This is a genomic window from Microvirga puerhi (genome assembly GCF_020089865.1).
Lineage (GTDB): Bacteria > Pseudomonadota > Alphaproteobacteria > Rhizobiales > Beijerinckiaceae > Microvirga > Microvirga puerhi.
This window is the reverse complement of sequence record NZ_JAIRBM010000008.1, coordinates 58531-81964: the sequence shown is the minus strand read 5'-3', so window position 1 is coordinate 81964 and position 23434 is coordinate 58531. Positions and strand designations below refer to the sequence as shown.

Genomic DNA, 23434 nt, shown 5'->3' with positions numbered 1-23434 from the left:
TTCCGAAACGAGCTCCCATTCTCATGATTCTCTCCCGCCGCTCCCTCCTCGCCGGCCTGTCCCTGTCGGGCCTCGCCTCCTCCGCCCTCGCGCAGAAGGCGCCGGAACCGGAGCGGGTCCCGGTGGAACTGTTCGAGGAGACCCTCGACCTGCCGTCAGCAGTGCGCCTGGGCCATGCCCATGGCGACGTGATCATGGTCGAGTATTTCGACTACAACTGCCCTTACTGCAAACGCTCCGCTCAGGATCTCCCGGAGCTGCTGAAAGCGGAGCCCGATCTCACCTACTACCTCGTCAATTACGCCGTCCTCGGCCTGCCCTCCGTCGCGGCCACGAAGGCGGCTCTCGGCTATCTCCAGGTCTATGGGCCGGAGCGCTATCTGCCCCTGCATCTCGCCCTGTTCGGACTTCGCGGGCCCGTCGACGGCGAGCGCGCGCTTTCCGAGGCCGAACGCCTCGGCGGCGACCGCAAGCGGCTGACCGAGACGGCGAATGCGGACCGTACGGTGCAATGGATGAAACAGGCCTTCACCCTCGGGAATTCTTTGGGTCTCGTGGCGACCCCTTCCTATCTGGTCGGCCCCGAGAGCTATGTGGGCGGGATGAATCTCGCCCAGAAGCGCGCCGCTATCGCCCGGGCCCGCGCTTAAGGCGGAGCGCCTCTTCTCGGCGGCCCCTGTCCGGAATTTCCGAATCATCGCTTAGACATTTCCTCCGGGACCGGCTAAGCGCGGCCTCCATGTCGCTCCTGCGCTCCTCACTCCTGGTCGGACTCGGCGCCGTCGCGTCGCGGATCCTCGGCTTCTTCCGGGACATCCTGTTCGCGCAGGTGCTGGGAGCGGGCCCTGTCGCAGACGCTTTTCTCGCCGCCTTCAGGCTCCCGAACCTGGTTCGCCGGGTCGTGGCCGAGGGCGGCCTCAACCCGGCCCTGGTGCCGATCCTCGGACGTCTCGAACCGGAGGAGGCGGCGAAGACGGCCGGCGATGTCACCCTCCTGTTCACGCTCCTGCTCGCCGCGATCGTGGCCATCGTCGAAATCGGCGCGGGAACGATCGGCCTCTTTCTCGCCCCGGGTCTTGCGACGCAGGACGGCGCGCCTGAACTGGTTGCCCTCTACACACGGCTCGCCTTCCCGACGGTATTCGGCGTGACGCTGGCCTCGATCGGCGCTGCCTTTCTCAACATCCACCGCCGCTATGTGGCGGCCACCCTCGCACCGCTGGCGGTCAATGGCGGCCTGATCGTCGCCTTGATCGCGATCGGTCACATCTTCTCTCTCGACCCGGAGCGGGAGGCCGCCTGGCTGTCGGTCGCCTCGAGCGTCGCCGGCTTGGCGCAGCTCGGACTGATCGCAGCCGCCCTCGCCTGGGGCGGCACGGTCGTGAGGTTCCGGCGCCCCGTATGGTCGCCGGCGCTCAAGAGCCTGCTCCTGGCCGGGCTTCCGGCCCTCCTGGCAAGCGGCGCGGTGCAGCTCTTCGTGCTTGCCGGCACGCAGATCGCCTCGTTCTGGCCCTCGGGCGTCTCCTGGCTCTACTACGCGGAGCGGGTGATGCAGTTGCCTCTCGGCCTGATGGCTGCGCTGGCGGCCAGCGTCCTGCTGCCTGAACTCGCCTCCCTCCATCGGACCGGCCGTCCCGATGCGCTGATCGCAGCGCAGAACCGTTCGCTTGCTCTCGCCCTCCTGCTTGCCCTTCCCGCCGCGATGGCGCTGGCGATCCTGGCGGAGCCCATCAGCACGGTGTTGTTCCAGCGCGGTGCGTTCGACCCGGCGGACGCCCACGGCACTGCCCTGGCCCTCATGGGCCTGAGCATGGGGCTTCCCGCCGCGACGGTAGGCAAGGTCCTGAGCCAAACGCTTTTTGCCCGCGGCTCCTTGAGCAGCACGCTCCTGGCGGCAGTTGTCGGCATCGCGGTCACAGTGCTGGCGGGAAGCCTCCTGGGGTTGATTCTCGGGGTCGGCGGAATTGCACTCGGGATCAGCCTCGGGTGCCTGGCCCATGCCGGTGCCCTGGTGCTCTTCCTGCGTCGCCCCGGCCTGTGGCGGCTCGATGCCGAACTCATCGGCAAGGCCGCGCGAATCACGGCAGCAACCGCCATCATGGGGCTCGGCCTCACCGGCATGCTGCACCTGATACCGGAGCCGCGCGCCCCCGGCCTGACGCTTCTCTGCCTTGGCGGCCTTAGCCTCTATGCGGTCGCCGCATGGCTGACCGGCGCCGTGACGCGACGGGATCTCGCGCTCCTGACAAAAAAGCCTTAAGGAGCGCTTGCATCGTGGACGGGCCTTGTCGTAACCCCGCCCGACCAGCGTGGGAGTCGATCAGGATGGCGCAGTTCAAGGAGCTCGTGTTCTCGGGCGTACAGCCGACGGGCAATCTCCATCTCGGTAATTATCTCGGCGCCATCAAGCGCTTCGTCACCATGCAGGAGACCCATGACTGCATCTATTGCGTGGTCGACATGCACGCAATCACCGTCTGGCAGGACCCGAAGGAACTGAACCGACAGATCCGCGAGGTCACGGCCGCGTTCCTGGCCGCAGGCATCGACCCGTCGAAGCACATCGTGTTCAACCAGAGCCAGGTCTCCCAGCACGCCGAACTCGCGTGGGTGTTCAACTGCATCGCCCGCATGGGCTGGGCGAACCGCATGACCCAGTTCAAGGAAAAGGCGGGCAAGGACCGGGAGAATGCCTCGGTCGGCCTCTTCGCCTACCCGATGCTCATGGCCGCCGACATCCTGGTCTATCGCGCCACGCATGTCCCGGTCGGCGAGGATCAGAAGCAGCATCTCGAGCTCACCCGCGACGTCGCGCAGAAGTTCAACAACGACTATGCGGAATCGATCGCGGAACACGGCTTCGGCGATGCGTTCTTCCCGCTGACGGAGCCACTGATCGCCGGCCCCGCGACGCGCGTCATGTCGCTGCGCGACGGCTCGAAGAAGATGTCGAAGTCGGACCCGTCCGACTATTCGCGCATCAATCTCACCGACGACGCCGACACGATCGCGCAGAAGATCCGCAAGGCAAAGACCGATCCCGAGCCGCTGCCCTCCGAAGTCGAGGGTCTCAAGACGCGGCCGGAGGCGGAGAATCTGGTGGCGATCTATGCGGCGCTCACCGACGCGCAGCCCGCCGACGTGCTGCGCGACCATGGCGGCGCGCAGTTCTCAGGCTTCAAGGCCTCTCTCGTCGACGTCGCGGTGGCGAAACTCTCGCCGATCGCCGGCGAGATGCGCCGCCTCATGGCCGATCCCGGCCATATCGACACCGTCCTCGGCGAGGGATCCGCAAAGGCGCGCGTGCTGGCCGCACAGACCATGGATGCGGTGAAGGATATCGTCGGCTTCGTGCGGGCGCACTAGTTTGCTCTCGAGCTGCTACGGTTTCGAGGCGGCTTAAAACCGGGAGACGGGCTTTGAGCGGCAAGCGCCAATCCTACGAGGCCGGCCACCGGCCGAAATTCATGGTGGTGGTCGACACGACCACCGAATGCTCGCGCGCCATCCATTTCGCAGCGCGCCGTGCCGCGCGCACCGGCGCCAGCATGGTCATGCTCGCCGTCGTTCATCCGCCGGACAATTTCGAATGGATCGGCGTCGGCGAGGCAATGATCGAGGAAGCGAAGGACGAGGCCCGGGCGCAGCTCGAAACGGCTGCGAGCGAGGCCCGTAGCGCCGCCGGCGTCGAACCGGAACTGGCGATCCGGGTGGGACCCCGGGCCGACGAGATCATCAAGCTCATTCACGAGGACGAGGACATCTCCTTCCTGGTGCTCGCCGCCGGTACCGGCAAGGAAGGCCCGGGGCCGCTCGTCTCGACGCTCGCCGGCAAGGCCGCCTCCACCTTTCCCGTCCCGATCGTCATCGTGCCGGGCAGCCTCACCGACGAGGAAATCGACGCGCTGGCGGGGTGATGTTTCCCGCTATCATTCCGGGGTGGTCCAAAGGACCAGGCCCGGAACCCATAAACGCTGGCATTGCAAAATTAGGACGCGTCGAAACCTACTGCGCCCTGTTCTACCCCCTCAGCGGCTATGGATTCCGGACTTGCCTAACGGCAATCCGGAATGACGAGGGGTGGTGTCGGTAGAACACCCGCGCCCCTCCACCCTTGGATTCGCCCCGTCCCCATTCCACATCTGCACCAGAACCTGTTAGAACGATTCCAAGCCCGTTTGGGGCTCCACCGCTCGGCCGGCCTTGAACCGGCGCAGAGGAAAAGACCGATGTTCATTCAGACTGAAGCGACCCCCAATCCCGCGACCTTGAAGTTCCTGCCCGGCCGCATCGTTATGCCGGAGGGTACCTTCGAGGCCCGCAGCGCCGAGCATGCCGGCGCCTCGCCGCTCGCCGAGCGGCTGTTTTCCGTGCCCGGCGTCTCCGGCGTGTTCTTCGGCTACGATTTCATCACCGTCACGAAGGCTGACGGCGAGTGGCAGCACCTGAAGCCGTCCATCCTCGGCGCGATCATGGAGCATTTCATGACCGGTGCGCCCCTGCTCCGCGACGGCGTGGGCCTGGATGGGGACGAGGGCGAAGAATTCTTCGATGCCGAGGATGCCCCCACGGTCGCGACCATCAAGGAACTGCTCGAGACCCGAATCCGCCCGGCGGTCGCGGGCGATGGCGGCGACATCACCTTCCGCGGCTATAAGGACGGCACCGTCTACCTCGTCATGAAGGGCGCCTGCTCCGGCTGCCCCTCCTCCACCGCGACCCTGAGGCACGGGATCCAGAACCTGCTGCGCCACTTCCTGCCGGACGTGCGTGAGGTCCAAGCCGTTTGATCTGGCCGTTTGATCCGGCACGAAACACCCTAAAATCACAGCGCGGCCCAAAGCCGCGCTTTTTCTTTGAACGTTCTCTCTCCGGAGGTTTCCCTTGGCCGCCCTGCCCGACGATGCTCTCGATCAGATCTTCCGCGATGCCCGCACCTTCCGCTGGTGGGACGGCAGGCCCCTGACGCCGGAGACGCTGCAGGCCATCGCGGACTTGGCGAAGCTCGGGCCGACCAGCGCCAATTGCTCGCCCGCCCGCTTCGTCTTCGTGGTCTCGCCGGAGGCCAAGGAGATGCTGCGGCCCCATCTCGACGAAGGCAATGTGCGCCAGACCATGAGCGCGCCTGCCACCGCCATCGTGGCCTACGACACGGAATTCTACGAGAAGCTCGACTATCTGGCACCGCACAGCCCCGATGCCCGAAGCTGGTTTGCGGGCAAACCCGCCGTGATCGAGGAGACCGCCTTCCGCAATTCGAGCCTCCAGGGCGCCTATCTGATCATGGCTGCCCGGTCCCTCGGCGTCGATTGCGGCCCCATGTCCGGCTTCAGCCGCAAGGGCGTCGACGGGGCTTTCTTTCCCGACGGCAAGATCAAGTCCAATTTCCTCATCAATCTCGGCTACGGCCTGCGCGAAAAACTCCACCCGCGCCAGCCGCGGTTCGCCTTCGACGCGTTTTGCCGGATCGCGTGAGCAACTTTTCACGCAAAACGTTCCCACTTTTGCGGTCGATGCTTCAGCCCTCTACCCCCAATGCGGCAGCGGGCAAGCCATGTCCGGGCCGCACATTCGCGATAGATGTCCTCCTCAGCCACGGACGAGCATCCGGCATGCCGGAGCCCGTCGTCGGAACATGTCGAGGAGGCATTCCCGCATGGTCGAAAAGGCGCCCGACGAGCCGGTTCAGGCCCCGAAGATCGATGCCATCTTCCGCAGCGGTTCGATCACCGCGGTCAGCGTCGTAGTCGGCTTCTCCCTCGGATTCCTCAGCCGCTGGGGCGGGCTGCCGGGGGATTGGGCCAAATCCGACGTCTTCGCGGTTTTCGCCATCACCCTCGGCATCGTGCTGCAGATCACGTCCCTGATCGCGCTTCTGTCGGTGAAATCCCTATTCCTTTCCCGCTATGAGCGCGCGATCCGTATTTTCGTGACGGGCCTCATCCTCGTCGCCCTGGGCGTCGTCGCTGCGATCTTCGCAGGGCTCATCGGGTATGGCGGAATCGCCCTGCACGGATGACGCGGAGAGTGATGCCACCGAAATCCAATTCCTTTACGTCACGCTCATGGTGAACTCACCTAGCGACCTGTGCTATTCAGATCACCAATCGACCTAAGCACCGCGGATCCAGATTTGGCCGATCTCTTGATAGCGATAGCGCGCGCGATTGTAGAGATGCTGATCCAGTCGGTACTCGAATTGGTCATGCTTGGAATACTCAGGATCCTCCATGTAACTGCCAGCATCGCGCTTACGATTTTCACTTTCGGACGCATTCAAGCCGAGCCTGTCGCACATCCACAATCGTCGAAACCGTTCAGCATCTATCGGCAGAACGGATCTATCATCATAGGGGTAGGCCACGCGGTCTTGGTCGGTCTGACTCTTTGGATCGCTATCGGCTGGATCGTCATCGGCTTTGTTCGCTCCGATTAGATTGCAGCCAATGTATGGTCTAAAGAGACCTGATCACACGGAGACGAAGGTTGCGCATTCTCGCCATCGATACCGCCCTGAGCGCCTGCTCGGCCTGCCTCTGGGAATCCGGAACCGCCGAGCCGCTTGCCCGGGAGACCATCCCCATGGAACGCGGCCATGCGGAGGCCCTGCTGCCGCTGATCGACCGGGTGACGTCGCAGGTCGACGGCGGTTTCGGCGCCTTGAGCCGCGTCGCCGTCACCGTGGGACCCGGCAGCTATACGGGTCTCCGGGTCGGCATCGCGGCCGCCCGGGCCATCGGTCTCGCAGCCGGCATCCCCGTCGTGGGGGTCTCGACCCTCTCGGCCTTCCTGGCGCCTCTCATGTCCGGAGAGCGACGCGGCCTGTTCACGGCCGCGATCGACGCCAAGCACGGGCAGATCTACGTCCAGGCCATCGGCGCGGGCGGACGCGCCATCATTTCGCCGGGGCTGATGGGCTATCGCGACGTGATTCGTCTGCTCGGATCCGGGCCGCTCCTGGTGGCGGGCACCGCCGCTGCGGCCCTGACCGCCGAGGCCCGGGCGCAGGGCGTCGAGGTGGTCGTCATCGACGATGCGCCAGGTCCCGACATCACCTGGGTCGCCCGGCTCGGCGCGATGGCCGATCCGTCCCAGGCACTGCCGAAGCCGCTCTATCTTCGCGAACCTGACGCGAAGCCACAGGACGGGGGCCGAATCGCCCGGCGATGACGGCGCCCGCGCAATGAGTGTCCTCAATCGCTTCCTGCGTCCGCCGGGTATTCGCATCGCCCCCATCGGCACGGAAACCGCTGCGCGCCTCGCCGCCATCCATGCGAGCGCTTTCGCGCGTCCGTGGAGCAGCGTCGAGTTCGCGCGCCTGCTCGGCGAGCGAGGACATCTGGCGGATGGGCTCTTCATCGGCCGGTCCGCGCAGCCCTCCGGTTTCGTCCTGTCGCGGCTCATTGTCGACGAGGCCGAGATCCTCACCCTCGCCATCGCGCCGATCGAGCGCGGCAAGGGCTATTCCGGCCGTCTGCTTCAGGCGCATCTGGAGAATCTGTCACGATCCGGCGTGCGCCACCTGCATCTGGAGGTGGAGGACGGCAACGCCCCGGCCCTCGCGCTTTATCGCCGCTTCGGCTTCCGGGAGGTCGGGCGACGGCCGGGCTATTATCTCAAGGCGGATGGCGCGCGGGTCGCGGCCCTCACCATGGTGCTCGACCTATAGCCCCGGCCCATCCACTCCCCTATAAGCATCACCAGGAGGGCAATCTTGGCGGAACGGAACAGCAAATCGATGCGAATCCGGCGATCCGACGCGATCGAACGGGCCTGTCGCGAGAAGGGGCTGCGCATGACCGGCCAGCGCCGAATCATCGCCCGCATCCTGGACGACGCCGCCGATCACCCGGATGTGGTCGAACTGCATCGCCGCGCCGCTGCGGTGGATGACCGCATTTCGCTCTCCACCGTGTACCGGACCGTGAAGCTCCTCGAATCGCAAGGCATCATCGAACGTCTCGATTTCCGCGACGGCCGCTCCCGCTACGAGCAGGCGGCGCGCGAGCATCACGATCACCTCATCAATCTCGAAACCGGTGCCGTGATCGAGTTCCACTCGGACGAGATCGAGGCCCTGCAGACGGAAATCGCCAGGAAGCTCGGCTACAAGCTCGTCTATCACCGGCTCGAACTCTATGCGGTGCCGCTCGACAAGGACGAGGCGTGAGACGGGTCGTCGCTTTTTCCAAGCTTTTCCTGCTCGGCCTGGCGAGCCTTTTTCTGATCCCGCTGCAGATGCTCGCCCTGCGCTGGCACTGGCCGGTGCTCCATGTGGCGCCCCTGTGGTTTCACAGCCTGCTGCTTCGCCTCTTCGACGTGCGCGTGATCGAGCGCGGGAATCCACCGGGAACGGCCGCGACCCTCGTGGTCGCGAATCACGTCTCATGGCTCGACATCCCGGTGATCGGGTCTCTGCATCCCCTCTCCTTCATCGCCAAGTCGGAAATCGAAGGCTGGCCGGTGATCGGGCTCTTCGCCCGATTGCAGCGCTCGGTCTTCATCGACCGGCAACGCAAGAAAGCGACCGCCGAGGTCAACGACGCCCTTGCCCATCGCCTCGTGAAGGGCGAGGTCATCGTGCTCTTCGCCGAAGGCACCACGGGCGACGGCAATCGCCTCCTCCCGTTCCGCTCCTCCCTGGTCGGAGCGGCGCAGGCCGCCCTGATGCATGACAGCGTGGACCAGGTTTTCCTCCAGCCGCTCGCCATCGCCTATACCCGTCGCGACGGCCTGCCGGTGACCCGGCGCGAGCGACCGTTCATCGCCTGGTACGGCGACATGGAACTGGCACCGCACCTGAAATTCTTCCTCGAAGGCCATCCCCTCGATGTCACCGTGACCTGGGGCGAGCCGATTCCGTTCAACGGCAACCGCAAGGAAGCGACGGCGGCTGCAGAGGCGGCGGTACGGAATGCCTTGAAGGCCGCGTGAGCGGCGGCACCTTGCTCTCCTCCCCCTTGCGGGGAGGAGTTGGAGGTGGGGGTGGAGCGATGGGGTGAATGCTTGGGCTGTTGAAGCGCGGGTGTCAGCCGTGGCGCTACAATGGTCCCGGACAGCGTTCTGACTTTGCGACCCCCACCCTGGCCCTCCCCACAAGGGGGAGGGAAGAGCGGATCGTCCCTGAATGACAGGGGCGCGAAAGAGCCGCTATTCTCTTGTCGCACCAAACGCTTTAAAAGGGCGCGTCCTTCCATCGTCCCAAGCACAGGTCCGTCCCGCGTGAAAAAAGTCTTCGTCAAATCCTATGGCTGCCAGATGAACGTCTATGACGCCGAGCGCATGGCGGACGTTCTCGCGACCGAAGGGTACAGCGAAACCACCACGATGGAGGAGGCGGATCTCGTCATCCTCAACACCTGCCATATCCGTGAGAAGGCGGCCGAGAAGGTCTATTCCGAGCTGGGCCGCGTCCGCGAGCTGAAGCAGGAGCGCGCGAGCCAGGGTCAGGAGACCAAGGTCGTGGTCGCCGGCTGCGTCGCCCAGGCCGAAGGCAAGGAGATCCTGCACCGGGCCTCGGTGGTGGACGTGGTGGTGGGGCCGCAGAGCTATCACCATCTGCCCGCACTTCTGAAGAAGGCGCGGACCGAACGCGTGGTCGATACGGAATTTCCCATCGAGGACAAGTTCGATCATCTACCGCAGCCGAGCCGCCAGAAGACCCTGAGCCGCGGCGTCTCCGCCTTCCTGACGATCCAGGAAGGCTGCGACAAGTTCTGCACCTTCTGCGTCGTGCCCTATACCCGCGGCGCCGAGGTGTCGCGGCCGGTCGCCAAGATCTTGGACGAGGCCGTTCGCCTCGCCGAGGCCGGTGTGCGCGAGATCACGCTCATCGGCCAGAACGTGAATGCCTATCACGGCGAGGGGCCCGACGGCGCCGTGTGGTCGCTGGGCCGCCTGCTGCATCGTCTCGCCGAGGTGCCGGGTATCGCGCGCCTGCGCTACACCACCAGCCATCCGCGCGACATGGATGACGAGCTGATCGCCGCCCATGGCGATCTGCCGGCCCTGATGCCCTACCTGCATCTGCCAGTGCAGTCCGGCTCCGACCGGATTCTCGAGGCCATGAACCGCAAGCATACGGGCGATACCTATCGCCGCCTGATCGAGCGCATCCGCAAGGTGCGGCCCAACCTCGCCCTGTCGTCGGACTTCATTGTCGGCTTCCCTGGCGAGACCGATGCGGATTTCGAGGACACCATGCGGCTCGTGGCCGATATAGGCTTCGCCAGCTCCTTCTCGTTCAAGTACAGCGCCCGTCCCGGCACGCCCGCAGCGGAGATGGGGGAGCAGGTCTCCGAGGCCGTGAAGGCGGAGCGGCTGGCGCGGCTGCAAAACCTGTTGGAAACCCAAAGACAGGCTTTCAATCACGGAACCGTCGGCCAGACTCTGGACGTTCTCGTGGAGAAGCCGGGTCGCCATCCGGGTCAATTGGGGGGCAAGTCGCCCTACCTGCAGGCGGTCCACTTCGAAAGCGATATTCATCGGATCGGCGAGATCGTCACGGTCCGGATCGTGCAGACGGGCTCGAACAGCCTGGTCGGCGAATGGGTCAAGGCCGGCGACCGCGTCGCGGCCTAAACGAGGAGATGCATTTGAGGCAAGCGGACAACGTGACCGCACGAGCGCAGAAGGGCCGCAATCCCACCCCCCTGCATCCCGGCGTCGAGGAAGAAGCCGAGATCATCCTCACCTTCGAAGACAATCGCCTCGCCAGTCTCGTCTTCGGACAATACGACCAGAACCTCGCTCATCTCGAGCGGCGCCTGAATGTCGTCGCCATCGCCAACGGCAATCGGGTGACCGTAAAGGGAACGCCGGAAGGTTCCGAGCTCGCCCGCCGGGTGCTCGAAGGGCTCTACGAGCGTGCCCGCCAAGGCGTGACCCTCGCACCCGGCGATGTGGACGGCGCCGTCGAGGAAAGCACCCTTCAGGGTAGCCTCTTTCCGGCTGAGGAAGAGCCGACCCTGCCGGGCGTGACCGCGTTCGACCAGATCGCCACCCGCAAGCGCGGAGCCGTGCGCGCCCGCAACGCGGCGCAGAACGCCTATATCAAAGCCCTCAAGCAGCATGAGCTCGTCTTTGCCGAAGGTCCCGCCGGCACCGGCAAGACCTGGCTTGCCGTCGGCTACGCCGTTTCGCTCCTGGAACAGGGGCAGGCCGACCGCCTGATCCTGTCCCGCCCCGCCGTCGAGGCGGGCGAGCGGCTCGGCTTCCTGCCCGGCGACATGCGCGAGAAGGTCGATCCCTATCTGCGGCCGATCTACGACGCCCTCTACGATTTCATGGAAGCACGGCACGTGGACCGGGGCCTCCAGACCGGCATGATCGAGATCGCGCCGCTCGCCTTCATGCGCGGGCGCACGCTCACCAACGCGGTGGTGCTGCTCGACGAGGCGCAAAACACCACCACCATGCAGATGAAGATGTTTCTGACCCGCTTAGGCGAGGGCTCGCGGATGATCATCAACGGCGATCCGACCCAGATCGATCTTCCCCCGGGGCAGAAGTCCGGGCTGATCGAGGCCGTGCGGATTCTCGACGGGGTCGAGGGCATCGCCCGCGTCACCTTCAAGGAGCAGGATGTGGTGCGCCACGATCTCGTGCGTCGCATCGTCACCGCCTACGACGCGGATTCGCGCCGGGAGCAATTCCGCAAGGATCAGGACCGCAAGCCGTGATCGCGCTCGACGTCATGATCGAAGCCGGCGACTGGGCCGGCCTTGAGGATGCGGAGGCCCTGGCGCAACGGGCCGCCGACGCCGCGGCCGTCGTCGCGGACGAAGCGGATGACGATTTCGAGGTCAGCGTCATGCTGACCGACGATGCCAGCATCCGCGAGCTGAACCGGCAATGGCGGGGTAAGGACAAGGCTACGAACGTCCTGTCCTTCCCGGCTCCGGAACAGCCTGGATTCGAAGGCCCTCGCCATCTTGGCGATATTGCACTAGCCTATGAGACGTTGGTTCGCGAGGCGGAGGAGGAATCCAAGCCCCTCGCGGACCATTTTGCCCATCTGGTCGTCCATGGCGTTCTTCATCTTCTCGGCTACGAACACGAGGTCGAGGAAGAGGCGGACATTATGGAGGCTCTCGAGGTGAAGGCGCTCGCCACCCTTGGCATCGCCGACCCTTATCGCGATATGGCAGCATGAGCGCTTCAACGTTCGGCTGAAACTCAAGAGACATGAACGAAGATCGAAGTCGTAACGACCGCCCCGTCCGGCCCCCGCCGGACCCCGACGGCTTACGCGAACACTGGTACGACCGGGTTCTGACCCGCCTCGGCCTGAAGACCCGCGATTCCATCCGCCACGATCTGGAGGATGCCCTTGCGGAAACTGTCGAAGACACGGATTTCTCGCCCCAGGAACGGGCGATGCTCAAGAACGTGCTCGGCTTTCACCGGATCCGCGTCGATGACGTGATGGTACCCCGGGCGGACATCGTGGCGGTCTCCGCCGACACGAGTCTCGGCGACCTGCTCAGCCTGTTCCGGACCGCCGGCCATTCCCGCCTGCCGGTCTATGGCGAGACCCTCGACGACCCGAAGGGCATGGTCCATATCCGCGACTTCCTCGACTTCATCGCCATGCGGGCGGATACCGGCAACGGGCGTCCCAGGGAAGACGAGGACGGAAACCCACCGCCCGGCCCCAATCTCGGTCGGGTCGACTTCTCCATGACCCTCGCCACTGCGCAGATCCTGCGGCCGGTCCTGTTCGTGCCCCGCTCCATGCCGGCGATCGACCTGCTGGTACGGATGCAGGCGACGCGCACCCATATGGCTCTCGTGATCGACGAATACGGCGGCACCGATGGTCTCGTCTCCATCGAGGATCTCGTCGAAATGGTCGTGGGCGACATCGAGGACGAGCACGACGATGAGGCGGAAGTCTCGGTAATCGAGACTTCTGACGGCACCTTCATTGCAGATGCCCGCGCGAGCCTCGACGAGGTCAAGGAGACGCTCGGCGTCGACCTGACCGAGGAAGAGGGCGCGGAGGACATCGATACGATCGGCGGATTCATTGTGACGCTCGCGGGCCGTGTTCCCTCCCGCAACGAACTGATCGAAGGTCCGGAGAATCTCGAATTCGAAGTTCTCGATGCGGATCCGCGCCGGGTAAAGCGGCTGCGCATCCACCGGCGCAGCCCCGCGCCGCTCGATGCCGCCAACGGATCGCTGCCGCCCGAAAGCACTGCCGCCGAATGAAGGCGCTTGCCCAACGCGTCGCCCTCGCCCGGGGCTGGCGGCGCGGTCTTCTGGCCGTGGCGGCCGGCGCCATCGGCGCGCTCGCCATGCCGCCTTTCGGTTTCCTGCCGGCCCTCGTTCTTTCCCTCACTCCCGCCGTCTGGCTGATCGACGGCGACGCGCGCGACAAGCGATCGCACACGCTCCGCGCGGCGGCCATCGACGGATGGTTATGGGGTTTCGGATATTTCGTCGCCGGGCTGTGGTGGCTCGGCGCTGCCTTTCTGGTGGAGGCGGATGAGTTCGCCTGGGCGCTGCCGTTCGGCGTCCTGGGTCTGCCGGCTCTTCTTGCCTTCTTTCCGGCTTTCGGTTTCGCACTCGCCCGGCTGCTTTGGTCGCCCGGCATGGCTCGGATCTTCGCCTTCGCGTTCGCCCTGACGGTGAGCGAGTGGCTGCGGGGTCATCTCTTCACGGGCTTTCCCTGGAACACCCTCGGCATGGCGCTGGGTCAGAATCTTTGGCTGATGCAGACTGCCTCGCTGATCGGCCTTTACGGCCTGACTGTTCTGGCGATCTGGATCGGCGCCGCTCCGGCCCTCCTCGGTTCAAACCGTTCGCCGCGCGAACGCTGGACCGCACCGGTCGCGGCGATCGCGCTCCTCGGCGCCATGGCCGCCTATGGCGCCTGGCGCGTGCCGCCTATTCCGGTGGCGACGGTGCCGGACGTGCGGCTGCGACTGATGCAGCCGAACCTGCCCCAGGACGCCAAGTTCAACCCGGACAACCGGGAAGCGATCATGCGGCGCTACCTGACCTTGAGCGCCGCTCTGCCCGACGGCGATGACAGAAGGTCGCCGACGCATCTCATCTGGCCGGAATCGGCCTTTCCGTTCCTGCTGCATCGCAGTCCCGCCGAGCTCAACCAGATCGCCGAACTCCTGCCGCCGGGAATGCATCTGATCACCGGTGCCGCGCGCATGGACGATCCGTTTCCCGGCGAAGCGGTCGGCAAGTTCTTCAACGCAATTCAGGTGGTGGACGATCGCGGCACGATCGTGAGTTCCTACGACAAGGTTCATCTGGTGCCTTTCGGCGAGTACGTACCGAAGTTTCTCGATGCCTTGATGGGAGCGGTGGGACTTCGCCAATTCGTACATATCCCGGGCGGATTCGAGCCGAGCGAACATCGTGGCACCCTGACGGTGCCGGGCCTGCCGCCGGTCGCTGCGACAATCTGCTACGAAGCGATTTTTCCCGGCGAGATTCTGCCTGAAGGACCACGTCCTCAACTCATCTTGAACGTGACCAACGATGCTTGGTTCGGCGATACGCCGGGGCCATATCAACACTTCGCGCAGGCGCGTCTGCGCACCATCGAGGAAGGTCTTCCTCTCGTGCGCGACGCCAATACGGGAATTTCCGCCGTGGTCGATCCGTTCGGACGCGTGACGGCAAGCATGGCACTCGGAGCGGCGGGTGTTCTCGATGCGCATTTGCCCGTTGCGATCGCCGCACCTTTTGCTGCGCACGCCGGCATGTTTGTTTTGACTGCCATGCTTCTGATCTGCTTAATGGCAGCGACGGCGGATCGATGGCGTTTTGCGCCACGGTGATTCACGCCACTGCCCCAAGGGAATTTGGCAAGGACTCGTGTGCTGATGAAGAAGTCCACCGGCTCCATCGACAAGGAAATCGGAAGCAGAGTCCGCATGCGCCGTATTTCGGTGGGCATGAGTCAGGAGAAGCTCGGCGATATGTTGGGCCTCACCTTTCAACAGGTTCAGAAATACGAAAAAGGCACCAACCGCATCAGCGTGAGTCGCCTCGTCGACATCGCCAAGATTCTCGGCGTCGACATCCATTTCTTCTTCAACGGCATCAAGAGCGGCAAGGCGGATTCTGGCTTCGCCGAGGAAGAAGGTTCGCCCTACATCTCGGAAGTGATGTCGACGCCGGAGGGCCTGCAGCTCATCCGCACGTTCACCACGATCCGGAACCCGAAGATTCGCAAAAGCATCGTCCAGCTGGTCTCTGCCCTGGCGTCCCAGGACGAGGAGGGAGCACGTTCGTCTTAACGAACGCGTTCGCTTGACCTTTCCACGGGTCTGCGGCATGACCTGCTAGAGGGTCTGCGATTGCAGGCCGTTTTCTGTTTTCCGCAAAGGGGCAACGGTCGTGCGGCGGTCAAGCTATCTCTTCACCAGCGAGTCGGTTTCCGAAGGCCATCCGGACAAGGTTTGCGACCGGATCTCGGATTCCGTGGTCGATGCTTATCTCGCCGCCGAGCCAGAGGCGCGGGTCGCCTGTGAGACGCTGGCGACCACCAACCGGGTGGTCATCGCCGGCGAGGTACGCGGCCCCGAATCGATCACCAAGGACCGGGTGATCGAGCTCACCCGCGAGGCCATCAAGGACATCGGATACGAGCAGGACGGCTTCCACTGGAAGAACGCCGACGTCGCCGTCTACCTTCACGCGCAGTCCGCCCATATCGCCCAGGGCGTCGATGCCGCCGGCAACAAGGATGAAGGCGCGGGCGACCAGGGCATCATGTTCGGCTATGCCTGCAACGAGACGCCCGAGCTCATGCCGGCGCCGATCTTCTACGCCCACAAGATCCTCGAGGACCTGACCCACGCCCGCAAGGCCAAGGCCAACGGCGCCGCCGTTCTCGGTCCGGACGCCAAGAGCCAGGTCACGGTGAAATACGAGAACGGCAAGCCCGTCGGCGTGACGCAGATCGTTCTGTCCACACAGCACCTGGATGAGAACCTTTCCTCCGACGACGTGCGCGAGATCGTCGAACCCTATATCCGCAAGACCCTGCCCTCCGGCTGGGTGTCCGCGGAGACGATCTGGCACGTGAATCCCACGGGCAAGTTCGTGATCGGCGGACCCGACGGCGATTGCGGCCTCACCGGCCGCAAGATCATCGTCGACACCTATGGCGGCGCAGCGCCCCATGGCGGCGGCGCTTTCTCCGGCAAGGACCCGACGAAGGTCGACCGTTCGGCCGCCTATGCCGCGCGCTATCTCGCGAAGAACGTGGTGGCAGCGGGCCTCGCCGACCGCTGCACGCTTCAGCTCTCCTACGCCATCGGTGTCGCCAAGCCCCTGTCGATCTATGTCGATCTTCATGGAACCGGCACGGTGGACGAGAGCAAGCTCGAAGCCGCCCTCATGGACGTGATGGATCTGTCGCCCCGCGGCATCCGCACCCATCTCGGCCTCAACAAGCCGATCTATGCCCGCACCTCGGCCTATGGCCATTTCGGCCGCAAGCCCGACGCCGATGGCGGCTTCTCCTGGGAGCGGACGGACCTCGCCGACGCTCTCAAGACCGCCCTCGTCTGATCCCGATGAGCGACGCCTCCGAACGAGCCGGCGCCTTCTTCGGGCGCCGGAAGGGAAAGAGGCTGCGCGCCGGTCAGGACGATCTGGTCCGCACTCTCCTGCCCGCTTTGCGCGTCACGTCAGACGTGGCGCCTGAGGCCCTGTTTCTGCGACCGGGCCGCGAGACCTGGCTCGAGATCGGCTTCGGCGGCGGCGAACATCTCGCCGCCCAGGCCCGCGCCCATGGCGACGTGAACATCATCGGCTGCGAGCCCTTCGTGAACGGCATGGCGAAGCTGCTCGCGGTCGTCGATCACGAGAAGCTCGAGAACGTCCGCGTCTGGGACGAGGATGTCACGGATCTCCTACCCCATCTGCCCGATGCCTGCCTCGACCGGGTCTATATCCTCTACCCCGATCCCTGGCCGAAGCGACGGCAGCGCAAGCGCCGCCTCGTCTCCGACGAGACTTTGAAGGCCCTCGCCCGCATCATGAAGCCGGGCGCCGAGCTGCGCTTCGCCAGCGACATCGACAATTATATCGGCTGGGTGCTGGCCCGCGTGCTCCGGTCACCCGATTTCCGCTGGCTGGCGACGGGGCCCGACGACTGGCGCAAGCCCTATGACGGTTGGCCGGGCACTCGCTACGAGGCCAAGGCGATCCGCGAGGGGCGCGTGCCAAGCTATCTGCGGATTGTCAGACTCTGACGCGCCGTCTTCCCAAAACGACGGCCTCCTTGCGTTTCCGACCCAGAATCGCTATATCTGCCCTGTCAGCTCTGGTTGCAGTGTAAGCTGCTGTTCGGGAGTGGGCCCCGCCGGGTCCGCTCTTTTTTATTGGTCGCAGCCGGGGCTTAAGAGCATTTTCAGGCGAAGTGGACGCCGGTTCGTCGTCCGAAAATGCGGCGAAGCAAGGCATCCTGGAGCGATTTGCGATTCTCTTGAAACGCACGTCGCCCTGGAAATCGAGAGAGATTGCAGAACGTCGATGGCGAATGATCGCGACAAGCGTCTGGTAACCGAGTCCGGCGTGGCCGCGCGGGTTGCGGCGATCGTCGAGCCGGTCGTCGAGGATCTGGGCTTCAACCTGGTTCGGGTCCGGGTGACGGGCACCAATGGCTGCACGGTGCAGATCATGGCCGAGCGGCCGGACGGCACCATGTCGGTGGACGAGTGCGAAACCGTGAGCCGGGCGCTGTCGCCGGTTCTGGACCTCGAAGATCCGATCGATCGGGAGTATTATCTCGAAATTTCCTCGCCCGGGATCGACCGCCCGCTCGTGCGTAAGAGCGACTTCGAGCGGTGGGCCGGGTATGAGGCGAAGATCGAGCTGGCCGTACCCCTCAATGGCCGCAAGCGCTTCCGGGGCATCCTCGGAAACGTGGATAGCGGGACGGTGGCCGTGGAGCTGCCGGACGTGAAGGAGGGGGACGAACGGATCGTCCATCTGCCGCTGGTGGATCTGGGTGAGGCCCATCTCGTTCTCACCGATGAACTGATCCGCGAATCGCTGCGCCGGGGTTCGGCGCCGGCGGACGATGCCGATCAGGACGTTTCGGAAGACATGCAGGCGGAACCGGCGTCTCAGGCGCGTGGGCCGCGAGACAAGAAATCGAAGAAGGAGTGACCTCGATGGCTGTAAGCGCCAACAGGCTTGAACTCTTGCAGATCGCCGATGCGGTCGCGCGTGAGAAGGTGATCGACAAGCAGATCGTGCTGGACGCCATGGCCGATGCCATCGCGAAGGCTGCACGCTCCCGTTACGGTGCCGAAACCGACATCCATGCGGAAATCAATCCCAAGACCGGCGAGCTGCGTCTGTCGCGGCATCTCCTCGTGGTGGATGACGGCGCCCTCGAGAACGATTCCCGCGAGATCATGCTCTCGGAAGCCCGCAGCCGGCATAACCCGGCCGCGCAGGTGGGTGACAGCATCGCCGAAACCCTGCCGCCCTTCGACTTCGGCCGCATCGCGGCGCAGTCGGCCAAGCAGGTGATCGTGCAGAAGGTGCGCGATGCCGAGCGCGACCGCCAGTACCAGGAATACAAGGATCGCATCGGTGAGGTCGTGAACGGCGTCGTGAAGCGCGTCGAATACGGCAACGTGATCGCCGATCTCGGCCGTGGCGAAGCGATCGTGCGTCGCGACGAGCTGATTCCCCGCGAGACCTTCCGCCCAGGTGACCGCATCCGCGCCTATCTATTCGACGTGCGTCGCGAGGCGCGCGGTCCGCAGATCTTCCTGTCGCGCACTCATCCGCAATTCATGGCGAAGCTCTTCGCGCAGGAAGTGCCGGAAATCTACGACGGCATCGTCACCGTGCAGGCGGTCGCCCGCGATCCGGGCTCCCGCGCCAAGATTGCCGTGACGTCGCGCGATTCGTCCATCGACCCGGTCGGCGCCTGCGTCGGCATGCGCGGCTCCCGCGTCCAGGCAGTGGTGGGCGAGCTCCAGGGCGAGAAGATCGACATCATTCCATGGTCGCCGGATCAGGCGACCTTCATCGTCAACGCGCTCCAGCCCGCGGAAGTGGTCAAGGTTGTGCTCGACGAAGAGGCCGACCGCATCGAGGTGGTGGTGCCCGACGATCAGCTGTCGCTGGCCATTGGCCGCCGCGGTCAGAACGTGCGCCTCGCCTCGCAGCTCACCGGCTGGGACATCGACATCCTCACCGAGGCAGAGGAATCGGAGCGTCGTCAGAAGGAATTCGCAGAGCGCACCGAGCTGTTCATGAATGCGCTCGACGTGGACGAGGTGGTGGGCCAGCTGCTCGCTTCCGAAGGCTTCCGGTCCGTGGACGAGATCGCCTACGTGGATCTTGCCGAGGTCGCCTCCATCGAGGGCTTCGACGAAGACACCGCTCAGGAGATCCAGAGCCGCGCCCAGGACTATCTCGCTCGCATCGAGGCCGAGAACGAGGCGCGTCGCAAGGAGCTCGGCGTCGCCGACGAATTGAAGGAGATCGAAGGCGTGACCACCGCCATGCTCGTGGCCTTCGGCGAGAACGACATCAAGAATGTCGAGGACCTCGCCGGCTGCGCCACCGACGATCTCGTCGGCTGGACGGAAGGCCGCGGCCAGGAAGCGACCCGTTATGCGGGCGCTCTCGACGGCTTCGACCTGTCGCGCACCGAGGCGGAGGCCATGGTCATGGCGGCCCGCGTCAAGGCTGGCTGGATCGAGGCTCCTGAGGAGCCGGTGGAGACCGAGGGCTCGGCTGAAGAAGCCGAGACCGAGGCTCAGCCGTCCTAAGGCTATGGTAAGGCGAGGTCAGCATCCGTGCCGCGGCATGAACCGGAGCGCACCTGCATCGTTACCCGCGCGGTTCATCCGCCTGCGGAGCTGATCCGCTTCGTGCTCGGGCCCGACGGACAGGTCGTGCCCGACTTGAAGCACAAGCTGCCGGGCCGCGGCGTCTGGGTTACGGCGAAACAGGATCTCGTCGACGAGGCGGTTCGCCGCCACCTCTTCGCGCGCGCCTTCAAGGCCGATGCGAAGGCGCCGGACACCCTGGCCCAGGACATCCGGCAGGCCCTTCGCGCCGACCTGCGACAAAGTCTGTCCCTGGCCAACAAGGCCGGAATGGTGGTTACAGGCTTTCATAAAGTTGAGTCGGCGATCCTCGAAAAGCCGCTCGCCGCCCTTATTCATGCCGCAGAGGCGGCCGAAGATGGGCGAAGAAAGATCACGAACCAGTTGCGAAAACGCCTCGGCGACGCAATATCAGCCTTTCCGGTCGTCCAAGATCTGTCAAATGACGAATTGGATTTGGCATTAGGCCGGTCACATGTGATACATGCTGCCCTCGTCGCGGGTGCTGGGAGCGACGGCTTTCTGAACCGCTGGCATCGTTACCGTATCTATTGCGGCCTCGATGCCGATCAGGCTGGCCTCACTTTCGAGACCGGCGAACCCACGATTTTGAAACCCGCAGGATATTGAGCGGAATGAGCGATACGAAAAATCCGGGCGACAAGACACTCCACGTGTCGTCCAAGACGCTTTCACTGAAGCGACCCGTCGAACAAGGCGTGGTGCGCCAGAGCTTCTCCCATGGCCGGTCCAAGGCGGTCGTGGTTGAGACGGTGAAGCGTCGTTCCGGCGGAGCCCCTGAGCCGCACAAGGCTGCGCCTCCGGCCCCCACGCCGGCACCGGCGCCGGCGCCGGCTGCGCCGAAACCGCCCCAGCCACAGCAGGGCCGCGGATCGCGCCAGAATGCCTCATCCTCCAATGCGCCCCGCTCCGGCGTGGTTCTGCGCACGCTCTCCGACCAGGAGCGCGATGCCCGCGCCCTGGCGCTGGCCGATGCGCGCCGCCGCGAGGAAGACGATCGCAAACGGCAGGAAGAGGAAGCTCAGCGTCGTGCCGAGCGCGAAGCTGCCGAGGCACGCGAACGCGTCGCCGCCGAAGCGCGCAAGCGCGAGGAAGACGAGCGTCGCCGTCAGGAAGAAGAGCGCAAGCGCGTTGCCGAGGATCAGGCCCGTCGTCGTCTCGGCGAGGAGGCTGCCCCCGCGGCTCCGCGTCCAAGCGCTCCTGCGCCGCAGCAGGCCCGCGGTGAGCGAACTGGCGAACGCGGCGAACGCAGCTATGGCGATCGGCCCCGCCCGACCGGTGACCGGCCCCGTCCCGCCGGCGACCGGCCCCGTCCGTCTGGTGATCGGCCCGGCGGCGACCGTTTCTCCGGGCCGCGCCCGGCTGGCGCAGGTCCGCGCTCCGGCTTCGGTGGCCCCCGCAGCGGCGGCACGACCGGAGGTCGTCCGCCGAGCCTCAACCACATGGCGCGCCCCCCCGCGCCGGTCGCGCCCGATCCGACCACGGCAAAGCCGAACACCCGCACTGCGCCGCCCGTTGCCGCCCGCGCCGTCGAAGTGGATGACGAGGACGGTCCGCGCACGGTCCGGCGTCCCGGCACCGCGGCGAAACCCGCCGCCGTGCCGAAGACGCCGAAGGCCGCGCCCGGCGAAGAGAGGCGGCGTGGTCGCCTGACTCTCGCCACCGCGACCTCGGGCGAAGACGAGCGCACCCGCTCGGTTGCCTCGTTCCGTCGCCGCACGCAGCGCCTGACCGGCCATCGCCAGATGGAGCAGAAGGAAAAGATCGCCCGAGAGGTGACGATTCCGGAGACGATCACCATCCAGGAACTCGCCAACCGCATGTCGGAGCGTGGCGTGGACGTGATCAAGCTGCTCATGAAGCAGGGCCAGATGCACAAGATCACCGACGTGATCGATGCGGATACCGCCCAGCTCGTGGCCGAGGAACTCGGGCACACGGTGAAGCGCGTCGCCGAGTCCGATGTCGAGGAAGGTCTCTTCGATACCCCGGACGTGGATGAGAATCTGGAGTCGCGCCCGCCGGTCGTGACCATCATGGGCCACGTCGACCACGGCAAGACCTCGCTTCTCGATGCCATTCGCAAGACCAACGTGGTCTCCGGCGAGGCCGGCGGCATCACGCAGCATATCGGTGCCTATCAGGTGACCTCGCCGCTCGGCGGCAAGATCACCTTCATCGATACGCCCGGCCACGCGGCCTTCACGGCCATGCGCGCCCGCGGCGCCAAGGTGACGGACATCGTCGTGCTGGTCGTGGCTGCCGATGACGGCGTCATGCCGCAGACGGTCGAGGCGATCTCCCACGCCCAGGCGGCCGGCGTGCCGCTGATCGTGGCGATCAACAAGGTCGACAAGCCCGATGCCAACCCACAGCGGGTCCGCACCGAGCTGCTGCAGCACTCCATCGTCGTCGAGTCGATGGGTGGTGAAACCCTCGAATTCGAGGTCTCCGCCAAGACGGGCCAGGGCCTCGAAACCCTACTCGAGGGTCTGCAGCTCCAGGCCGAAATTCTCGACCTGAAGGCCAATGCCGATCGATCGGCGGAAGGCACCGTCATCGAAGCGAAGCTCGATCGCGGCCGCGGTCCCGTCGCCACCGTTCTCGTCCAGCGCGGCACGCTGCACACGGGCGACATCGTGGTGGCCGGCGCCGAATGGGGTCGCGTCCGCGCCCTCATCAATGATCTCGGCAGCAGCGTGAAGGAGGCAGGTCCCTCCGTCCCGGTCGAGGTGCTGGGCTTCAACGGCACGCCGGAAGCGGGTGACCGCGTCGCGGTAGTGGAGTCGGAAGCCCGTGCCCGCGAGGTCACCGAGTACCGGACGCGCCAGAAGCGCGAGCGTCAGGCAGCCCGCATGGGCGCAGCCGGCCGCACGCTGGCCGACATGATGCGCGACCTCAAGGCCGGAGCGGGCCGCAAGGAATTCCCGCTCGTGGTCCGGGCAGACGTGCAGGGCTCGGCGGAAGCCATCGTCGGCGCGCTCGACAAGCTCGGCACTGAAGAGGTCGGGGCCCGCGTGGTCCAGGCCGGTGTCGGCGGCATCTCGGAATCGGACATCACGCTCGCGGAAGCCTCCGGCGCCATCGTGCTTGGCTTCAACGTGCGCGCCCACAAGGAAGCGCGCGAAGCGGCCGAACGGGCCGGCGTCGAGATCCGTTACTACAACATCATCTACGATCTCGTGGATGACGTGAAGGCGGCGATGTCCGGCCTTCTCGCCCCGACGCTCCGCGAGGAGCGGCTCGGCGAGGCGCAGATCCTCGAAGTGTTCAACGTGTCCAAGGTCGGCAAGATCGCCGGCTGCCGCGTCCTCGACGGCGTGGTCCAGCGCGGCGCCCATGTCCGCCTGATCCGCGACAACGTGGTCATCCACGAGGGCAGGCTGTCCCAGCTCAAGCGCTTCAAGGACGATGCGCGCGAGGTCACCTCGGGCCAGGAATGCGGTATGGCCTTCGAGAACTACCAGGACATGCGCGTCGGCGACCTGATCGAGTGCTACCGCGTGGAAGAGGTGAAGCGGACGCTTTAAGCGTCTGCTTCGGCCTTCACGCGAAGGCTGCAAATCCATGCCTCC

The 23434-nt window shown here is 65.4% G+C and carries 24 protein-coding genes; all 24 read left to right on the top strand.

Annotated elements, in window-relative coordinates:
- Positions 1-23: 23 nt before the first annotated feature.
- Positions 24-650 carry a thioredoxin domain-containing protein gene (locus K9B37_RS12430; RefSeq protein ID WP_224313401.1) on the top strand — a complete coding sequence of 209 codons (627 nt, stop codon included), beginning with the start codon at positions 24-26 and terminating at the stop codon, positions 648-650.
- Between the two features lie 89 nt (positions 651-739).
- Entirely contained in the window at positions 740-2260 is a 1521-nt protein-coding gene (gene murJ, locus K9B37_RS12425; RefSeq protein WP_224313400.1) for a murein biosynthesis integral membrane protein MurJ, read from the top strand.
- Positions 2261-2325: 65 nt separating this feature from the next.
- Positions 2326-3366 (top strand): tryptophan--tRNA ligase, encoded by a 1041-nt coding sequence (gene trpS / locus K9B37_RS12420; RefSeq protein WP_224313399.1) that lies wholly within the window; start codon positions 2326-2328, stop codon positions 3364-3366.
- Between the two features lie 53 nt (positions 3367-3419).
- On the top strand, positions 3420-3917 hold the full coding sequence (locus K9B37_RS12415; RefSeq protein ID WP_224313398.1) for a universal stress protein: 498 nt from the start codon (positions 3420-3422) through the stop codon (positions 3915-3917).
- A gap of 312 nt (positions 3918-4229) precedes the next feature.
- Entirely contained in the window at positions 4230-4790 is a 561-nt protein-coding gene (locus tag K9B37_RS12410) for a NifU family protein (protein WP_224313397.1), read from the top strand.
- A 94-nt stretch (positions 4791-4884) separates the two neighbouring features.
- Positions 4885-5475 (top strand): malonic semialdehyde reductase, encoded by a 591-nt coding sequence (locus K9B37_RS12405; RefSeq protein ID WP_224313396.1) that lies wholly within the window; start codon positions 4885-4887, stop codon positions 5473-5475.
- A gap of 181 nt (positions 5476-5656) precedes the next feature.
- Entirely contained in the window at positions 5657-6019 is a 363-nt protein-coding gene (locus K9B37_RS12400) for a hypothetical protein (RefSeq protein ID WP_224313395.1), read from the top strand.
- 114 nt (positions 6020-6133) lie between these two features.
- Positions 6134-6436: a hypothetical protein gene (locus K9B37_RS12395; RefSeq protein WP_224313394.1), complete on the top strand. Its 303-nt coding sequence runs from the start codon at positions 6134-6136 to the stop codon at positions 6434-6436.
- A gap of 50 nt (positions 6437-6486) precedes the next feature.
- Positions 6487-7170, top strand: a complete 684-nt coding sequence (gene tsaB, locus K9B37_RS12390) for a tRNA (adenosine(37)-N6)-threonylcarbamoyltransferase complex dimerization subunit type 1 TsaB (RefSeq protein ID WP_224313393.1) — start codon at positions 6487-6489, stop codon at positions 7168-7170.
- 13 nt (positions 7171-7183) lie between these two features.
- Positions 7184-7669: a GNAT family N-acetyltransferase gene (locus tag K9B37_RS12385; protein ID WP_224313392.1), complete on the top strand. Its 486-nt coding sequence runs from the start codon at positions 7184-7186 to the stop codon at positions 7667-7669.
- 69 nt (positions 7670-7738) lie between these two features.
- Positions 7739-8170: a Fur family transcriptional regulator gene (locus K9B37_RS12380; protein WP_224313547.1), complete on the top strand. Its 432-nt coding sequence runs from the start codon at positions 7739-7741 to the stop codon at positions 8168-8170.
- Entirely contained in the window at positions 8167-8934 is a 768-nt protein-coding gene (locus K9B37_RS12375; RefSeq protein ID WP_439651722.1) for a lysophospholipid acyltransferase family protein, read from the top strand. The genes K9B37_RS12380 and K9B37_RS12375 overlap by 4 nt, the downstream gene beginning before the upstream one ends.
- Positions 8935-9222: 288 nt before the next feature.
- The gene (gene miaB / locus K9B37_RS12370; protein ID WP_224313391.1) at positions 9223-10581 is read left to right on the top strand and encodes a tRNA (N6-isopentenyl adenosine(37)-C2)-methylthiotransferase MiaB; all 1359 of its coding nucleotides are present in this window, start codon (positions 9223-9225) and stop codon (positions 10579-10581) included.
- A gap of 8 nt (positions 10582-10589) precedes the next feature.
- A complete protein-coding gene (locus tag K9B37_RS12365; RefSeq protein ID WP_439651721.1) occupies positions 10590-11681 on the top strand; it encodes a PhoH family protein in 1092 nt (363 codons plus the stop codon).
- Positions 11678-12154: an rRNA maturation RNase YbeY gene (gene ybeY / locus K9B37_RS12360; protein ID WP_439651720.1), complete on the top strand. Its 477-nt coding sequence runs from the start codon at positions 11678-11680 to the stop codon at positions 12152-12154. The genes K9B37_RS12365 and ybeY overlap by 4 nt, the downstream gene beginning before the upstream one ends.
- A gap of 32 nt (positions 12155-12186) precedes the next feature.
- Positions 12187-13215, top strand: coding sequence for a hemolysin family protein (locus K9B37_RS12355; protein ID WP_224313390.1), 1029 nt, complete (start codon positions 12187-12189; stop codon positions 13213-13215).
- Entirely contained in the window at positions 13212-14807 is a 1596-nt protein-coding gene (lnt, locus tag K9B37_RS12350) for an apolipoprotein N-acyltransferase (RefSeq protein ID WP_224313389.1), read from the top strand. Before K9B37_RS12355 ends, lnt begins: the two co-directional genes overlap by 4 nt.
- Before the next feature lie 45 nt (positions 14808-14852).
- A complete protein-coding gene (locus K9B37_RS12345) occupies positions 14853-15269 on the top strand; it encodes a helix-turn-helix domain-containing protein (RefSeq protein WP_224313388.1) in 417 nt (138 codons plus the stop codon).
- A 100-nt stretch (positions 15270-15369) separates the two neighbouring features.
- Complete coding sequence (metK, locus tag K9B37_RS12340; protein WP_224313387.1) at positions 15370-16548, top strand: methionine adenosyltransferase; 1179 nt, start codon at positions 15370-15372, stop codon at positions 16546-16548.
- A 5-nt stretch (positions 16549-16553) separates the two neighbouring features.
- Positions 16554-17234: a tRNA (guanine(46)-N(7))-methyltransferase TrmB gene (gene trmB, locus K9B37_RS12335; protein WP_224313386.1), complete on the top strand. Its 681-nt coding sequence runs from the start codon at positions 16554-16556 to the stop codon at positions 17232-17234.
- A 280-nt stretch (positions 17235-17514) separates the two neighbouring features.
- Positions 17515-18153, top strand: a complete 639-nt coding sequence (gene rimP / locus K9B37_RS12330) for a ribosome maturation factor RimP (RefSeq protein ID WP_224313385.1) — start codon at positions 17515-17517, stop codon at positions 18151-18153.
- Between the two features lie 5 nt (positions 18154-18158).
- Positions 18159-19778: a transcription termination factor NusA gene (gene nusA, locus K9B37_RS12325; protein WP_224313384.1), complete on the top strand. Its 1620-nt coding sequence runs from the start codon at positions 18159-18161 to the stop codon at positions 19776-19778.
- 27 nt (positions 19779-19805) lie between these two features.
- Positions 19806-20468 carry an RNA-binding protein gene (locus K9B37_RS12320; protein WP_224313383.1) on the top strand — a complete coding sequence of 221 codons (663 nt, stop codon included), beginning with the start codon at positions 19806-19808 and terminating at the stop codon, positions 20466-20468.
- 5 nt (positions 20469-20473) lie between these two features.
- Entirely contained in the window at positions 20474-23389 is a 2916-nt protein-coding gene (gene infB, locus K9B37_RS12315; RefSeq protein ID WP_224313382.1) for a translation initiation factor IF-2, read from the top strand.
- The last annotated feature ends 45 nt before the right edge of the window (positions 23390-23434 follow it).

Excerpts from the sequence above, each read along its gene's own strand:
- K9B37_RS12430 (WP_224313401.1), top strand. The coding sequence starts at position 24 with ATGATTCTCTCCCGCCGCTCCCTCCTCGCCGGCCTGTCCCTGTCGGGC.
- murJ (WP_224313400.1), top strand. The coding sequence starts at position 740 with ATGTCGCTCCTGCGCTCCTCACTCCTGGTCGGACTCGGCGCCGTCGCG.
- trpS (WP_224313399.1), top strand. The coding sequence starts at position 2,326 with ATGGCGCAGTTCAAGGAGCTCGTGTTCTCGGGCGTACAGCCGACGGGC.
- K9B37_RS12410 (WP_224313397.1), top strand. The coding sequence starts at position 4,230 with ATGTTCATTCAGACTGAAGCGACCCCCAATCCCGCGACCTTGAAGTTC.
- K9B37_RS12400 (WP_224313395.1), top strand. The coding sequence starts at position 5,657 with ATGGTCGAAAAGGCGCCCGACGAGCCGGTTCAGGCCCCGAAGATCGAT.
- K9B37_RS12385 (WP_224313392.1), top strand. The coding sequence starts at position 7,184 with ATGAGTGTCCTCAATCGCTTCCTGCGTCCGCCGGGTATTCGCATCGCC.
- K9B37_RS12380 (WP_224313547.1), top strand. The coding sequence starts at position 7,739 with ATGCGAATCCGGCGATCCGACGCGATCGAACGGGCCTGTCGCGAGAAG.
- K9B37_RS12365 (WP_439651721.1), top strand. The coding sequence starts at position 10,590 with ATGCATTTGAGGCAAGCGGACAACGTGACCGCACGAGCGCAGAAGGGC.
- K9B37_RS12355 (WP_224313390.1), top strand. The coding sequence starts at position 12,187 with ATGAACGAAGATCGAAGTCGTAACGACCGCCCCGTCCGGCCCCCGCCG.
- lnt (WP_224313389.1), top strand. The coding sequence starts at position 13,212 with ATGAAGGCGCTTGCCCAACGCGTCGCCCTCGCCCGGGGCTGGCGGCGC.
- K9B37_RS12345 (WP_224313388.1), top strand. The coding sequence starts at position 14,853 with ATGAAGAAGTCCACCGGCTCCATCGACAAGGAAATCGGAAGCAGAGTC.
- trmB (WP_224313386.1), top strand. The coding sequence starts at position 16,554 with ATGAGCGACGCCTCCGAACGAGCCGGCGCCTTCTTCGGGCGCCGGAAG.
- rimP (WP_224313385.1), top strand. The coding sequence starts at position 17,515 with ATGGCGAATGATCGCGACAAGCGTCTGGTAACCGAGTCCGGCGTGGCC.
- nusA (WP_224313384.1), top strand. The coding sequence starts at position 18,159 with ATGGCTGTAAGCGCCAACAGGCTTGAACTCTTGCAGATCGCCGATGCG.
- infB (WP_224313382.1), top strand. The coding sequence starts at position 20,474 with ATGAGCGATACGAAAAATCCGGGCGACAAGACACTCCACGTGTCGTCC.